Raw genomic sequence first — 14,050 nt, forward strand, 5'->3', positions numbered from 1 at the left:
GTATCCATCCATTCTGTGGTACGGGCTAGCGTAATTTCATCCTTTATTTTGCGTTTGCGCGCTTTGGTTTCTTATCCCTGTCTCTGCTTTTCTCGCGATCCCTGTCCCGATTTCTGCCTTTCTCCCGATCCCAATCCCGATGTTTTTTTGCATTCCGGGAAGAGTCCATCTTTCCTCCGCCAGAAATTCCGGAACGGATCCGTCTTGACGATTCCCTGCCGCGATTTTCTGATTTTTTCACGCGAATCGGCGTGACATCCGACAATTGGATGGGAATCTCCTGTGTTTCTTTTGTCAGGAGTTTTAGTGCTGCAGATATCAAAAGAATGGAATCTTGCTGATCCAAAAGTTCTTCGGCAATGGCACGATAGCCGCCTAATTCCTCGTTTTCGATCGTATTCATCAACTGTTCCATAGCCATCCGCTGTTTGCCGCGAATCGCTTCTGCAAATGTCGGCATGGGCCGCTTCGTAATTTTTCGCTTGGTAATGCGTTCAATCTGATGCAGATGGTCAACTTCCCGCGGCGTTACAAATGTGACGGCAATTCCGCTTTTCCCGGCGCGACCGGTACGACCGATGCGATGCACATAACTGTCGATATCTTGCGGGATGTCAAAGTTGTATACATGCGTGACGCCGGAAATGTCCAAACCCCTTGCAGCAACATCGGTAGCGACCAGGATCTCGATCCCGCCATCCCGGAATTTATGCATGACAATATCCCGTTGCCGTTGGCTTAGATCCCCGTGCAATCCGTCCGCTTGATATCCCCGCGTAATCAACGCATTGACCAACTCGTCTACACGTCGCTTGGTGCGGCCAAATACAATGGCAAGCTCAGGGTCTTGAATGTCTAACAAACGTGTCAAAACATCTAATTTTTGCCGTTCATTGATCTCATAGTACACTTGTTCAATACTTGGAACGGTTACTTCTTGCGCTTTGACAGAGACAATCTGAATTTCTTTCATAAAGCGTTCTGCCAGCTTCTTGATTTCCGGCTTCATGGTTGCCGAGAATAGTAACGTTTGTCTTGCTTCCGGACATTCGGTAAGGATCGCTTCAATGTCTTCGATAAATCCCATATCCAGCATTTCATCCGCTTCATCCAGAACAGCCATGCGGATATTTTTCAGTCGAATCGTTTTGCGATTCAAGTGATCGAGCAATCGACCCGGTGTAGCGATTACTACATGCGGCCGATTTTTTAATCCGCGGATCTGCCGGTTAATATCTTGACCGCCATACACGGGCAGAACGCGTACTTCTTTTAACATGCCTACTTTGCGAATTTCTTCCGCTACTTGAATACAGAGTTCCCTGGTAGGAGTGAGAATTAACCCCTGAATCGATTCGTTATCCGAATCGACCATTTCCACCATCGGAATGGAAAACGCCACCGTCTTGCCTGTTCCTGTTTGGGCTTGTCCAATCATATCGCGGCCGGTGAGGGCTACCGGTATTGCTTCCGCTTGTATTGCAGTTGCTGATTCAAATCCCATCTCTTCCAGTGCTTGTAATACAGGTGAACTTAAATTAAGATCAGAAAATTGTGCCATTCGTATCCTTCTTTCTTATTGCTTCAAGGGGAATGTACCCCCGGATTTCGATATGTATTGATGGCGAGCATTCCTCCATAATACATGATTTCTTCATATAGTAGCAAGTATGGAATAACAATAACTCATATAGAAATTGCAAAATAACTTTATTAGGATACTATCGTCATTTTAAAATGTACTTGCCACTTGTCATTTTGTTCCGTACAAGTCAAAAATATTCATGTTGCAATGCGAATTCCGCATCGCTTCAAAACGAAGTTCGATCCATAAATCGTGCATGCATATCGCATAAAAAGGCAATCAAACGGTTAAAGTATGCAGGTTCTATATCGAAGTGAAATGAGGTGCCATGCGGCAATGTTTGAACGTCATGAATTAATCCCGGAAGATGATGGATATGTATTGGTATTGTATGTTCGATCCTACGTTGAAGAATTTTCGACGCAATTGGATGAACCGATGGATGAACGAAATACCCGATTGCTAAAAGCGAAAATAAAACGTTATATTCGAGAACATGTGCCTGATATACGAATTGTCCGGGTAAAAATCATGATGGGTTCCATTCTTTTGGGAAGCCTGACGATAAAATAAATACTCTGATTTGCATAGATCAGACCTTTCTTCTTCTCTTTACTTTACAAAATAAATATAGTTACTATATGATATTGATGTGTTTACATACTGTGTATACGTCGCGCAGTCAAAGCTATTTTGGTGATTTTCACACATTGTATTCAATAGACGGATTTTCCAGCGAATAACGGTATCCTGTAGATTTTCAAACTTGAAATAAAGGAGAGAAAACGATAACTATGTTGAATTTTGTCTTGCACACTCCGACAAAAATCTATTTTGGCAAAAAAGAAGTGGATCGTACCGGGGAGATTGTGAAGGAATACGGGCAAAAAGCGCTGCTTGTCACGGGGCGGTCATCCACGAAAAAAACCGGTTCCCTTGATAAAGTGATCGACTCTTTGCAAGCGGCTGATGTGGATTATGTGCTTTTTGACCGCATCGAACCAAATCCTCGTGCCACGACGGTTGACGAAGGAGGACGGATTGCCCGGGAAGAACGGTGTGATCTGATCATCGCGCTTGGCGGCGGCTCTGCCATGGATGCGGCAAAAGCCATAGCTGCAGTTGCCATTTCCGGAAGAGGGATTCATGAATATATTCGCGGCAACAAAACCGGATTATGGAAGGAATTGTTGCCGATTCGGGAAGCACTTCCGATTGTAACGATTCCGACATTGGCAGCAACAGGCTCGGAAGCAAATTCCGGCGCTGTCATCACCAATTGGGAAACCAAAGAAAAATCCAGCATTAGCGGCCCGGCATTATTTCCCAAAGCGGCCATTCTCGACCCGGAATTGACGTTTACAGTACCAGTCAGTTACACGGCGGATGGTGCTGTCGACATGTTTACACACTTGTATGAAGGGTACATGACGGGAAACGAGCAGGCAAATGTACAAGATGAAATCACGGAAGGGCTCATGCGCAATGTAGTGGCATATGCCAAAACAGCAATTGACCAACCGGACAATTATGAAGCGAGAGAGCATTTGCTTTGGACTAGCACACTCGCTCTTGTCGGCATCGCAAACGCCGGAAGAGGGGGCACTTTCCCCGTTCATCAAATGGAACATACGTTGTCTGCCCATTACGACATTTCTCATGGGCGGGGATTGGCCATTTTGACACCTGCCTATTTTCGGATCGTCATTCAAAACGATCGCCCGCATCGCTTGGCAAGGCTCGGACGCCAGGTATTCAACGTTACCGGCAGCGACGATCTGGCAGCAGTGAAAGAAACCATCCAGGCAATCGAACAATGGTTTAAGGAAATAGGAACATTTGATACATTAAAGAATGTGGGTGTGCGTCAAGCAGATTTGCAGCTGATGGCGGAAGAAACAGTGCGTGTAGGCGGCCTTGGGAAAGGGTTTCTGGATGGAACACATCCGATTTCGGCAGAAGAAATATTGCGCATCTATCAGGACGTTTATGAATAATTCACGATTTTGATATCAGCCATTTTGATCCGGCTAGTTGTCGAAGAACATTGATCGATCAAAATAGACTGTGATTGTGAGCCAATCCCATCTTATTGGAATAGAATATAAGAAATACAGGTAAGTAAATCATGTGGCCTATGGGAGCAAGAGCCTATGGGAATCCAAGCAATCCAAGCATTGTATCGTTCACTTGATGTAATCACGGTTGTTTTATTGCTCACAGGTCAGATTACGATTAGTGGTGTGTTTGTAACAACAGAAGGGGGATTTTCGCTTTCCTTGGCTGGTCCAATTACTGGCGGTGCCCGATCTGTCAGCAATGAATCAACGCCAAACGGAAATTTCGTGATTGATGTCATTGATGTGATCGCGGCATTTTTGTTGATATTGGACCAAATCAATGTGATCGGAACATTTGTCAGCGCACATCGGTTTACTATCGTAATAAGCGGTCCGCCTTTTGGAGAACCAAAACGTGTGGCATATCTCCCTGCAACATTGCGTTTTTTCTCAAGTTATCGTGAAACTGTCTTGCAAAAATGCAATGTTGCCATCCAGAAACCAAGGAAGAAGTGAGCAATTTGGCATTGACAAATCTTCCGCCGATCAAGCCTTCAAAAGGCGTGGTGTTCTTTATGGGAGCATTTTTGGCAACTTTCGTATTCTGGTTTACACGTCCAAAATCCACTGATGAAGAATCAGTTGACAGACAACCGAAAGATTTCTAAATGAACGGAAGCTATCCTAAAAAAGGGGTAGTTGGTGGTAGTTTATTGTGAAAATATGCCTGTAATCACGATTCAAGTGGTACGGGCATATTTTTGTTTGCATGCTGTCGTATCATAATAGGGGAGATAGCAATCGTGCAAAGGATTCAAACGTGCGATCTTTAAATGAACGTTCAGAAAACGCTGCAAATGTTAATTCTTTTGAATCCAGTTCATCGATTTTGTGATTTTCTACCAGTTGCTGTGTGCTTTCTGTTTCGTACAGAAAGACATTCACTTCAAAGTTTAAATGAAAACTCCGCATATCGATATTGGAAGTGCCGACAGAAGAAAGAACATTGTCCACAATTAAAATTTTGCTGTGTATGAATCCTTTTTGATACTCATACAGCTTCACGCCTGCTTTTAAAAGCTCTTCAAAATACGAATGGGATGCATAAAAAACAATTTTTTTATCCGGTTTTGCCGGAAACAGAATCCGTACATCCAATCCGCTCAGTGCAGCGATTTTTAGTGCGCTTAACACATCGGGATCGGGAACGAAATATGGTGAAGCGAGCCAGATGCTTTCTTTTGCCGAAGTAATCATGGAAAAAAACAAGTTTTTAATCGATTCCCATTCTTTATCAGGACCGCCTGCTGCAATTTGCACGCCGCCAAACGTTTCCTGTGTCGATGGGAAGCGTGGGAAATAGCGTTGAAAATCGAAGGATTCTTTCGTTGCGTACATCCAATCCTGAAAAAATATGGTCTGTAAGCTCGCAACACACTCTCCTTCCAAAAATAAATGTGTATCCCGCCAAAATCCCAGCTGTTTATCTTTCCCCAAGTATTCATCACCGATATTCAGTCCGCCGACAAATCCTTTTTTGCCGTCAATCACAATGATTTTCCGATGATTGCGAAAGTTGATTCGATTATTAAACAAGCGGAATGTGACGGGAAGGAACGGTTCTACTTTCACTCCATATTTGCGCAAGTCCGATATGTAGGTATCCGATAATTGAAAACATCCCACCCAATCATATAAAACACGAATTTCTACACCTGCTTTGGCTTTTTCTATTAATACATCTTTAATGACATTGCCGATTTCATCATCGCGAATAATATAATATTCCAGGTGAATATGATGGGCTGCCTGTTTTAATTCAGAGAGAATCGCCGGAAAAGTCTCTTGCCCGTTTGTTAAAACTTTTGTATTCGTATGAAAGGAAATCGGAAATTCCCCAATGTTATGAGAAAGCTTTAATATTTTTTTATAATTCGATAGAGTATAAAATTGACTTGCAAGTTCTTTTTGTCCCCGTTCAAAATAGCGTTTGTCGAACTCCAGTTTTTGTGCAAATATATTTTTTTTGCGATAACTTCTTCCAAAGAGAAGATAAAAAAGAAAGCCGATGATTGGATTGATCGACAATGCTGTAAGCCAGGTAATGGTTCTTGAGGGATCCCTATTTTCATAAATGATCACCAGAGATATCAAGGATGCAAGGATGGTAAAAGACAGGTTGATGATCCCGATATGCCACCCGTTCCAAAAATGATTGAAAAGTATGCTGATCCCCCAAAAAACAAACCATAATAGCGTTAACGCGAACGTATGTTTTTTCATAAAACCCTCACTTTTCATCCGTTGTATTGCGTATACATATTCCTTTTCTTTTTATAGTTTCCTTTATTGAAAAGGCACAAACAAAAATTTTTTACGATTCTTGCATATCTTTTTTATTCAAAGTTTTTGTGGAAAATTGTAAACTATATAAGTGGCCCAATGCGGCATCGATACAAAACCATTTCAGTCAACGGTGGTATAAGAGAAGGAAGATGTAAAATGAAAGTTGCAAAATTTGGCGGAACTTCTTTGGCGAATGCGCAGCAAATGCAAAAAGTGTGTTCGATTGTTTTGGCAGATCCGGACAGAAAGATCGTAGTTGTGTCTGCACCCGGAAAGCGGTACAGCGGAGACACAAAAGTAACCGATCTATTAATTGCGTGTGCAAACACATATTGGGAAAAGGGGCAGGCTGGAGAAGAACTGCAAGCCGTTGTTTCCAGATATGATGAAATTGTTCAAGAATTGAACTTGCCCAAACAAGTGACAGAGCAAATTGCTTCAGACCTTCAGGAAAGGCTGTTTACAAGAGAACGCTGTACAAAAGAGCGTTTCATGGACCGCATGAAAGCAGCCGGTGAAGATCATTGTGCAAAAATTGTGGCACATTATTTACAAAGTTTAGGAAAGCGGGCAGAGTACGTTCATCCGGGAAACGCAGGCATGATCGTAAGCGATGAACCGGGAAATGCACAGATTCTTCCGGATTCGTATGCCAAATTGCGTGAACTGCGCAACCGGGAAGGTATTCTCGTCTTTCCAGGCTTTTTCGGTTATTCGATCGATGGAGAAGTCGTTACTTTTTCCCGCGGCGGGTCTGATATAACAGGATCGATCGTGGCGGCTGCCATCGAAGCGGATCTTTATGAAAACTTTACGGATGTAGATTCGGTGTATGCAGTCAACCCCAATTTAGTCGCAAATCCATATCAGATTGAAGAAATCACATATCGGGAAATGAGAGAACTTTCCTATGCCGGATTCTCCGTTTTTCATGAGGAGGCATTGGTACCGGCGTTCCGTGCAGGAATTCCCGTATGCATTAAAAATACCAACAACCCGATGGCGCCGGGTACAAGAATCGTGTCCGAACGGAAAATCACGTCGAAACCGGTGGCTGGTATTGCAGGGGATGCGGGTTTTTGCAGCATTTACTTAAGCAAATATTTAATGAACCGGGAAATCGGTTTTGGACGCAGGCTCTTGCAAATTCTTGAAGCGGAAGGTTTGTCTTATGAGCATACTCCTTCCGGAATCGACAATATTTCCGTTATTTTAAGGGAAGATCAACTCGACCCGGTATTGGAGCACAAATTGATTCATCGGATTCAAGAAGAATTAAAGGTGGATGAGGTTACGATCGTTCACAAGTTGGCACTTGTCATGATTGTCGGGGAAGGAATGCGCAGTTCTGTTGGCACGACAGCCCGTGCAACAACCGCGCTGGCGAAGAAAAAAATCAATATTGAAATGATCAATCAAGGATCCTCGGAAGTGAGCATCATGTTCGGGGTGCAGGCCAAAGATGTGGACGATGCAGTCGTGGCGCTGTACCAAGAGTTTTTTTAAGAGTTCGTTTTAGCTCCTCCAAACTCATCGCAGTCAAACATCTGCTGTTTTAAAAATGTTTTAGAAAACAATATAGAAACATGGAAAACACTCGCAGAGCCTCGCAAGCGTGTTGGATTGTACATCCACATGCTTGCGAAGCGATGGCGAGTGTTTTCGTGTTGATCAAAACTACCTATTTGATTATATATTTCAAAGCTTTATTTGATCGGATGCGCAAAATAATAATCCATAATTTTTCTTGAAACCGGACCGATTCCCGTCCAGCTTTCTCCGCCGCTTGGAATGACGACAACAAGCGCAATTTGCGGATGATCGGCCGGCGCATACCCGATAAAGACAGACGTGTCATTGTTGTTGGGCTGCATGCCAACTTGGGCCGTACCTGTTTTGGCGGCAACCGTATAGTTCGCACCTACAAAGATGGAGTGGGCTGTGCCTTCCGGTGAAGCGACCACTTGTTGCATCCCTTCTTGAACGAGCTTGATGTTTGCTTGTGAAACAGGCACCGTATTTAATACTTTCGGCGGAAATGTTTTGACAACATGTCCATTCGGATCCACGATTTCTTTTACAATATGCGGTTCCATCCGTTTTCCGCCATTCGCTATCGTACTTACGTATTGCGCCAGGGAAATGGGCGTAAATTCTTCCTCTTGCCCAATCGAGGCAAATAACAGATCTCCAGGGTTCCCGTTATCATACATAAAACCGGAAGCTTCATATGGAAGATCAATACCTGTTCCCGTTTTCGGAACGCCGAGACCGAATGCCCGTTGGTAATAACGCAATCGATCCATGACGTATTTATGCGCAGTCGGGCCATCAAGACCTTTTGCATAATGGTAAGCAACCTTATAAAAATAGGTGTCATTGGAAAGGGCGAGCGCCCGTATCAGGTTCACTTTTCCGTTTCCGGACAGCCACCAGTTGTTAAATCGCTGTCCATCCCAAATAAAATATCCGGGATCAAAAAAAATGGTGGAAGCGTTAATCACACCGTCTTGCAATGCTGCCACTGCAGTCAACGGTTTTTCGGTCGATCCCGGCGGGAAGAGTCCTTGAATCGCCCAATTGTTTTGCGACGCCTGCCATTGGGCAACGTGTTTATTAATCCCATCGATAAACCATTGGGGATTGAAGCTTGGGTAGCTGGCCATTGCATAGACTTCGCCGGTATTGGGATTCATGGCAACAGCAGCCGCGTTTTTTGCAGGTCTTCCCATTTTTTGCAATGCCAACACCTGTGTCTTCAATGCATCTTGCATCGTTTGTTGCAAACCGGCGTCGATGTTGAGAATCAGATCATCACCTTTTGTTGGCGGCGGATCCAATCCCAAATTTTTGATGATGTGATTCTGATTGTCGACTTCTACTGTCAATTTGCCGTTTTGTCCGTGCAAATATGATTCGTACTGCATTTCCACTCCGGCAAGGCCTACTTTGTCGTCTTCCTGGTAATGGAGTTTCTTATAATGCGCCACTTGGTTTGCCGGTATGGAGTTTAGATAGCCGATCACATGTCCTGCCAAATCCCCATACAAATATTTCCTGACAGGTTCAATAATAATATTGCAGCCTGGGAATTGATCCTGGTGTTCCCGAATAAAGGAAACCTGTTGATCGGTAAGACCCGTGGCGATCCGGTGGCTCACACTCACCCATGGATTTGCCGTCATGCGTTTTTCAATTTCCGTTGTTGAAATTTGCGGAATCAACTGATGAATCCGATTTGCCAATGTTTGAAACTTCGGATCCGTTTTGTGAAATGTCCCGCTGTACATCAAAGTAAAGGAAGGGGTATCCGATACGAGCAATGTTTTGTTTCTATCGTAGATAAATCCCCGCGGCGCCGGGATCGGCATTTGATCCAAATGGCTTGCGGCAGCAAGAGCCCGATAGGATTCACCTTTTGTAAGCTGTACAAAGCTTAAACGAACAACCAAAGCGGATAACAGTAGAAACAACAGCAAAAACAATAAATTCATACGACCGGTCAAGGTTTTCCCGGCTGAATCTTGTTGCTGATCTGTCTTTAAGAAACTCATAGCAAAAATCACCTATTCTATAAAAATCTCGTTATCGCAAATTCCTGGCAAACCGTTACATGATAGATTTCGTGCGAAGATGTCACCATATAAATTGACGATACATTGATAAGAATAGTTCGTCCTGTCGGGAAATTCGATTCAAGAGCTTATACGGCAACAAATATCTTCTATAAAATAAGAAAAATTTTAAATAAGTGATGGAACGCACAGCCAATTCGCATATGTTTTACTATGATATAAATACGGTTATGTTAACCGTAATCTTCAAACAAGTACTAGTGGAAAGCAGGGGTACATCATGCTGGGTTTTGTGACAATGTCAATCCTTTTCGTCGGGGCATTTGGTTCCATTGCAGCACTCACATTGCGGGCATTTAAAGGTGATGTTTGATTGATCTATAAAAGACTTTCCCAAGAGTTGAATTCGACTGTATTACCAGTGGATCCTATGATTGTCCACTGTTTTTTTTTATTGTGTTTTGATTTTCTTTTTAAGTGAATCGATGGTTTTATTTATTGGACAATACATCCCAAAATATCAACAGCAATTTTTTCATAAATGCCATTCGTCCAACCGAATCCTTCTTGTAAAGGATAGCGTCCTACAGCTTGGATATTAAAATCCACTACATTATATTTTTCATATAATTTACCATGTTTTAAAAACACATGTGTACATAAGCGAATCCATCTCTTGGCGATTTGTAAACTTTCTTCCAAATAACCGTAATTTTTCAAACCCTGAATCACAATCCATTGTAAAGGGGCCCACCCATTCGGATAATCCCATTGAAATCCGGAAGGTACGGTTGATGTCACCATTCCGCCAGCACAAAGAAATAACGAAATATGTTTTCGTATTTTAGCCGCTTGTTGAGGAGAAGCAACACTTGCCCACAATGGATAAAAGGTTGCAAGAGAAAAATAGCGGTACTGCTGTTTGGTGACAAAGTTGTAATCGAGATACATTCCTAATTCTTGATTCCAAAGATATTGATCCATTAATTTTTTTCGTTTTGAAGCCCTATTTTTCCAAAAAACAACTTCATTTTCTAAATGTAGTATTTTGGATAAATATGAAAAATCCGTTTCATATTTGTATAATAAGGAATTCAAATCTACCGGGATAACATTTCCACATTGCCTATAAAACCGTCCTGTATAATCCCACCCTGATTCGGCTTCCACCCGCTCTTGCCAGAAACGCTCGGAAAAATACGTATCGGAAAAGTAAAGATATGATTCGCCTTTCACTTTAAGCAAGGATTCTAATCGATCATAGTAGCGATTCAAACCAATTTCTTGATGGAAATGCGTATTGGCATCCATCCAGACATTCTCATACTCGACTTTGGCCCACTCATAGGCGTACCGGAGCCATTCCAGATCCCCTTCCCAAACTTCCTGAATCATGGATGTAAGAAAGGGAGGTTGAGATCGGCTTAAATGAGCAAGTTCAGAACTGTTTGGTATTATACCGAATGTTTTTATTTCATATAAAAAATTTTCTACAATGCCTCTTGCTAATGAATGAAGTTTGGAAATCTTTAATCCCAATATCATAAAATAGCTGTCCCAGTAAAACAATTGCTGGAATACGCCGCCCGGAACTACGTAAGAATGCGGCAAATAAAACAACTCGTTTTTTGTGTATGGAGGAGCCGTTTTGATGAGATATTTCCAAAACTGATGAATATGAAGCAATGTTTTCTCAATCGTTCTATCGCTGCATTGAACCCGAATCTGAGGTAAATCAAAATACAATGTATCCACCTCCAGTTGTTACTCGCCAAGATATTGAAAGCATTAAATCTGCGACGCCCGAGCTTTGCCTCATGCCCTATAATCATATACGCTGAAAAATTCTGCACCATTCAATATCTTCGCTAAAATTTAAGCTTTTCCCGGAATCTAATGTGGTACATGAATATACACCGGTTTAAAACCGGGGTCGATTGATTTATAGAAGTGACATTGTCTGGGTAAATTAAGGGCAAACCAATCACCTAAATCTCTGGTTCGATTTGTTGATTTAAAAACGCATTTTGTCTCTTTGGTAAAGTCACAAATATCAAAAGACAATTTACAAAAGGACGAACATTGACGGATGTCGGTTATTTTCCGATTGATACGATGGGAGATGAAGCGATTAACGTATATTGCAGGGGGCAAATGAAATCTGGAAATTCAAGAGGTTTAGCAAGGGGGAAGCAGTATCGATGGAAAAAAACTTGCGTGATCTCATTTTGTCAAAGCCCATATTTACGCTTTTGACAACACTGCTGCTTATGGAATTTATGCGCGGTGCATTGCTTTTTGCGATTTTGCCGCTTTACCTTACAGAGAACTTGGGTTTGTCCAAAACAGTAATGGGTGCTGCCCTCGCCGTTCATTATTTCACCGACAATTTGCTGCGCCCTTTGGCAGGCTGGCTGATCGATCGATATGGACAAAAGCTTGTACTCATCATTGGTATAACAATTGCATTCGTTTCTTTATATATCGTAGTACAAACACATACGACGTTTTGGGTGTTTGCGGGTCTTGGATTGTTGGGAGTTGGCACTAGCCCCACCTGGCCTTCTGTAATTACAGGCACGATCCATCGTGTGCCTGAACAAGATCGTGCGACGATGATGGGGATCATGTTTCAGTTTTGGATCGTCGGTGCCGGACTAGGTCCTATTTTAATTAATTTAATACCTCGCACTGCGTATTCCATCGCCTTTTTTGTGCTATTTGGCTGTCTTGGCGTTGCATTTTTATTGGCTTTGTTCTTTCAAAATTGGCAAACCCACATACGAAATAGGACGGATCAAACAAATTTGCAATACTTTCGAACGCTGAAACAACGGATCAAGTCTGTTTCCTCCTTTTTTCCGGGCATGTTTGCGCAAACCTTTGCGTTTGCATTGTTAATTCCCATACTGACTGTGTACGCAAATTCCGTTCTGCACTTGCCGACAATGTGGTTTAGCATTCTACTGACTACAGGAGGACTCGTTACCGTTCTTTTTTTGATTCCCATCGGCAGACTTGTCGATCGGTTTGGCGCCCGTTATTTTCTGATCGCGGGTTTTGTTATAAGCGGACTTCTTCTCCTGATTCTCCCGTTGTTTCGTACCATCGGTTCGTTGATGGTATTGATCTGCATCATTGGTTTTGCATATGCGTTAATTTTGCCTTCTTGGAATACGATTTTGTCTCTTAGCATTCCTGCAGATCAACGCGGTGCGATGTGGGGGATTTTTATGACTGTCGAAGGAATCGGGAGTGCAACAGGCCCTCTGGCGGGTGGAACTTTATACGATGCGTTCGGTCCTGCCGCCCCTTTCTTTGTAAGTGCTGTTGTATTTTTATTGATGGCAGTCGTGTATTGGCTGCATCCGTTAACGCGCAAATATGGTTCCGGGACGCTCGATAAAAGTTTGTATATTACTATCAGAAGAAAACGGAGAACATGACACCCATTACGAGTCGCCATTTTCTTGAGTGGCCATGTAACACCCGATCTCAAAGTCAATCCGCTTGATTTTTGGGATCAAGGAAACTGAGCAAGCAGAGTAAAATGAAGCGTAAAATTTCACAATTTCAATCAATCCTCATAGCTGGTTTCTTATTATAATAAAACCAGCGCTTATGAAGGGAGGATGATGGATATGGTAATACTCACCGGTTTTGCAGATGAGATTTCACCGGATCTAAAGGTTCAGCTCGATATACTGGAATCAGAACGAATCAAACATATCGAATTTCGGGGAGCATGGGGAAAAAACGTTTTGAAGCTGAGCGATGAAGAATTGCAGCAAGTGAAAGCAGAGATGGACCGGCGCGGGATTCAAATGTCTTCGGTTGGTTCTCCGATCGGCAAAATTAAAATCACGGATGATTTTGAACAACATTTGGTTGACTTTGACAGGGCAATCGATGTGGCGAACATGTTTAACGCACCGTATATCCGAATTTTCTCATTTTTTATTCCGCAAGGGGAAGATCCTGCACAGTATCGGAATGAAGTCATAGGACGAATGCAAGCGCTTGTAAAGCGGGCAGAAGCTGCCGGAGTTGTGCTTTTGCATGAGAATGAAAAGGAAATTTACGGTGATATTGCGGAACGTTGTCTGGACATTTTAGAAACATGCCAATCTCCCCATTTGCGTTGTGCATTCGATCCTGCCAATTTTGTGCAATGCGGAGTGAAACCGTTTGCGAACGGATTTCCGTTATTGGAAAACTATATTGAATATGTACATATAAAAGATGCTTTATTCGATCAAGGCAAAGTCGTTCCGGCAGGCGAAGGCGACGGTGAAGTTTTGGACGTGTTGAAAGCTTTGCAAAGGAAAGGCTACTCCGGTTTTCTATCACTGGAACCGCATTTAAAAGCAGCAGGTTCATTTTCCGGTTTTAGCGGACCAGAATTGTTTAAAACGGCAACTTCCGCATTGAAGGGGTTGTTGGCACAAATCGGCGAAGAGTGGTCATAGGTTAAAAGATTGGGA

Annotated in this window: 11 protein-coding genes; 7 read left to right on the forward strand and 4 right to left on the reverse strand. The window is 42.7% G+C overall.

The features are described 5' to 3' along the window. Positions 1-43: 43 nt before the first annotated feature. Complete coding sequence (gene cshA / locus LSG31_RS16580) at positions 44-1,561, reverse strand: degradosome RNA helicase CshA (RefSeq protein ID WP_347436169.1); 1,518 nt, start codon at positions 1,559-1,561, stop codon at positions 44-46. A gap of 360 nt (positions 1,562-1,921) precedes the next feature. On the opposite strand from cshA, the gene LSG31_RS16585 reads away from it, so the two are divergent. The 4 genes from LSG31_RS16585 to LSG31_RS16600 all read left to right on the forward strand — a co-directional run bounded on the left by LSG31_RS16585 (position 1,922) and on the right by LSG31_RS16600 (position 4,313). Continuing rightward, a complete protein-coding gene (locus LSG31_RS16585; protein WP_347436170.1) occupies positions 1,922-2,158 on the forward strand; it encodes a hypothetical protein in 237 nt (78 codons plus the stop codon). Between the two features lie 221 nt (positions 2,159-2,379). Next, positions 2,380-3,582, forward strand: a complete 1,203-nt coding sequence (locus LSG31_RS16590) for an iron-containing alcohol dehydrogenase (protein WP_347436171.1) — start codon at positions 2,380-2,382, stop codon at positions 3,580-3,582. A gap of 156 nt (positions 3,583-3,738) precedes the next feature. Next, a complete protein-coding gene (locus LSG31_RS16595; protein WP_347436172.1) occupies positions 3,739-4,161 on the forward strand; it encodes a hypothetical protein in 423 nt (140 codons plus the stop codon). 5 nt (positions 4,162-4,166) lie between these two features. Beyond that, positions 4,167-4,313, forward strand: coding sequence for a hypothetical protein (locus LSG31_RS16600; protein WP_347436173.1), 147 nt, complete (start codon positions 4,167-4,169; stop codon positions 4,311-4,313). Positions 4,314-4,425: 112 nt separating this feature from the next. Here LSG31_RS16600 and cls read toward each other — a convergent pair whose 3' ends face one another. Beyond that, positions 4,426-5,928: a cardiolipin synthase gene (gene cls, locus LSG31_RS16605; protein ID WP_347436174.1), complete on the reverse strand. Its 1,503-nt coding sequence runs from the start codon at positions 5,926-5,928 to the stop codon at positions 4,426-4,428. 219 nt (positions 5,929-6,147) lie between these two features. Between cls and LSG31_RS16610 the strand changes: the two genes are divergently transcribed. Then, positions 6,148-7,497 (forward strand): aspartate kinase, encoded by a 1,350-nt coding sequence (locus tag LSG31_RS16610; RefSeq protein WP_347436175.1) that lies wholly within the window; start codon positions 6,148-6,150, stop codon positions 7,495-7,497. Positions 7,498-7,697: 200 nt separating this feature from the next. On the opposite strand, the gene mrdA is transcribed toward LSG31_RS16610, so the two are convergent. Both mrdA and LSG31_RS16620 read right to left on the reverse strand, forming a co-directional pair. Further along, positions 7,698-9,545: a penicillin-binding protein 2 gene (mrdA, locus tag LSG31_RS16615; RefSeq protein ID WP_347436176.1), complete on the reverse strand. Its 1,848-nt coding sequence runs from the start codon at positions 9,543-9,545 to the stop codon at positions 7,698-7,700. 516 nt (positions 9,546-10,061) lie between these two features. Further along, positions 10,062-11,321, reverse strand: a complete 1,260-nt coding sequence (locus LSG31_RS16620; RefSeq protein ID WP_430734205.1) for a trehalase family glycosidase — start codon at positions 11,319-11,321, stop codon at positions 10,062-10,064. Between the two features lie 446 nt (positions 11,322-11,767). Here LSG31_RS16620 and LSG31_RS16625 point away from each other — a divergent pair, with 446 nt between their 5' ends. Together LSG31_RS16625 and LSG31_RS16630 are read left to right on the forward strand one after the other, a co-directional pair. After that, positions 11,768-13,012: an MFS transporter gene (locus LSG31_RS16625; protein ID WP_347436178.1), complete on the forward strand. Its 1,245-nt coding sequence runs from the start codon at positions 11,768-11,770 to the stop codon at positions 13,010-13,012. Positions 13,013-13,207: 195 nt separating this feature from the next. Continuing rightward, entirely contained in the window at positions 13,208-14,035 is an 828-nt protein-coding gene (locus LSG31_RS16630) for a sugar phosphate isomerase/epimerase family protein (RefSeq protein WP_347436179.1), read from the forward strand. Positions 14,036-14,050 lie beyond the last annotated feature (15 nt).

The organism is Fodinisporobacter ferrooxydans (genome assembly GCF_022818495.1).
Taxonomy (GTDB): Bacteria; Bacillota; Bacilli; order Tumebacillales; family MYW30-H2; genus Fodinisporobacter; species Fodinisporobacter ferrooxydans.

Excerpts from the sequence above, each read along its gene's own strand:
- cshA (WP_347436169.1), bottom strand. The coding sequence starts at position 1,561 with ATGGCACAATTTTCTGATCTTAATTTAAGTTCACCTGTATTACAAGCA.
- LSG31_RS16585 (WP_347436170.1), top strand. The coding sequence starts at position 1,922 with ATGTTTGAACGTCATGAATTAATCCCGGAAGATGATGGATATGTATTG.
- LSG31_RS16590 (WP_347436171.1), top strand. The coding sequence starts at position 2,380 with ATGTTGAATTTTGTCTTGCACACTCCGACAAAAATCTATTTTGGCAAA.
- LSG31_RS16595 (WP_347436172.1), top strand. The coding sequence starts at position 3,739 with ATGGGAATCCAAGCAATCCAAGCATTGTATCGTTCACTTGATGTAATC.
- cls (WP_347436174.1), bottom strand. The coding sequence starts at position 5,928 with ATGAAAAAACATACGTTCGCGTTAACGCTATTATGGTTTGTTTTTTGG.
- LSG31_RS16610 (WP_347436175.1), top strand. The coding sequence starts at position 6,148 with ATGAAAGTTGCAAAATTTGGCGGAACTTCTTTGGCGAATGCGCAGCAA.
- mrdA (WP_347436176.1), bottom strand. The coding sequence starts at position 9,545 with ATGAGTTTCTTAAAGACAGATCAGCAACAAGATTCAGCCGGGAAAACC.
- LSG31_RS16625 (WP_347436178.1), top strand. The coding sequence starts at position 11,768 with ATGGAAAAAAACTTGCGTGATCTCATTTTGTCAAAGCCCATATTTACG.
- LSG31_RS16630 (WP_347436179.1), top strand. The coding sequence starts at position 13,208 with ATGGTAATACTCACCGGTTTTGCAGATGAGATTTCACCGGATCTAAAG.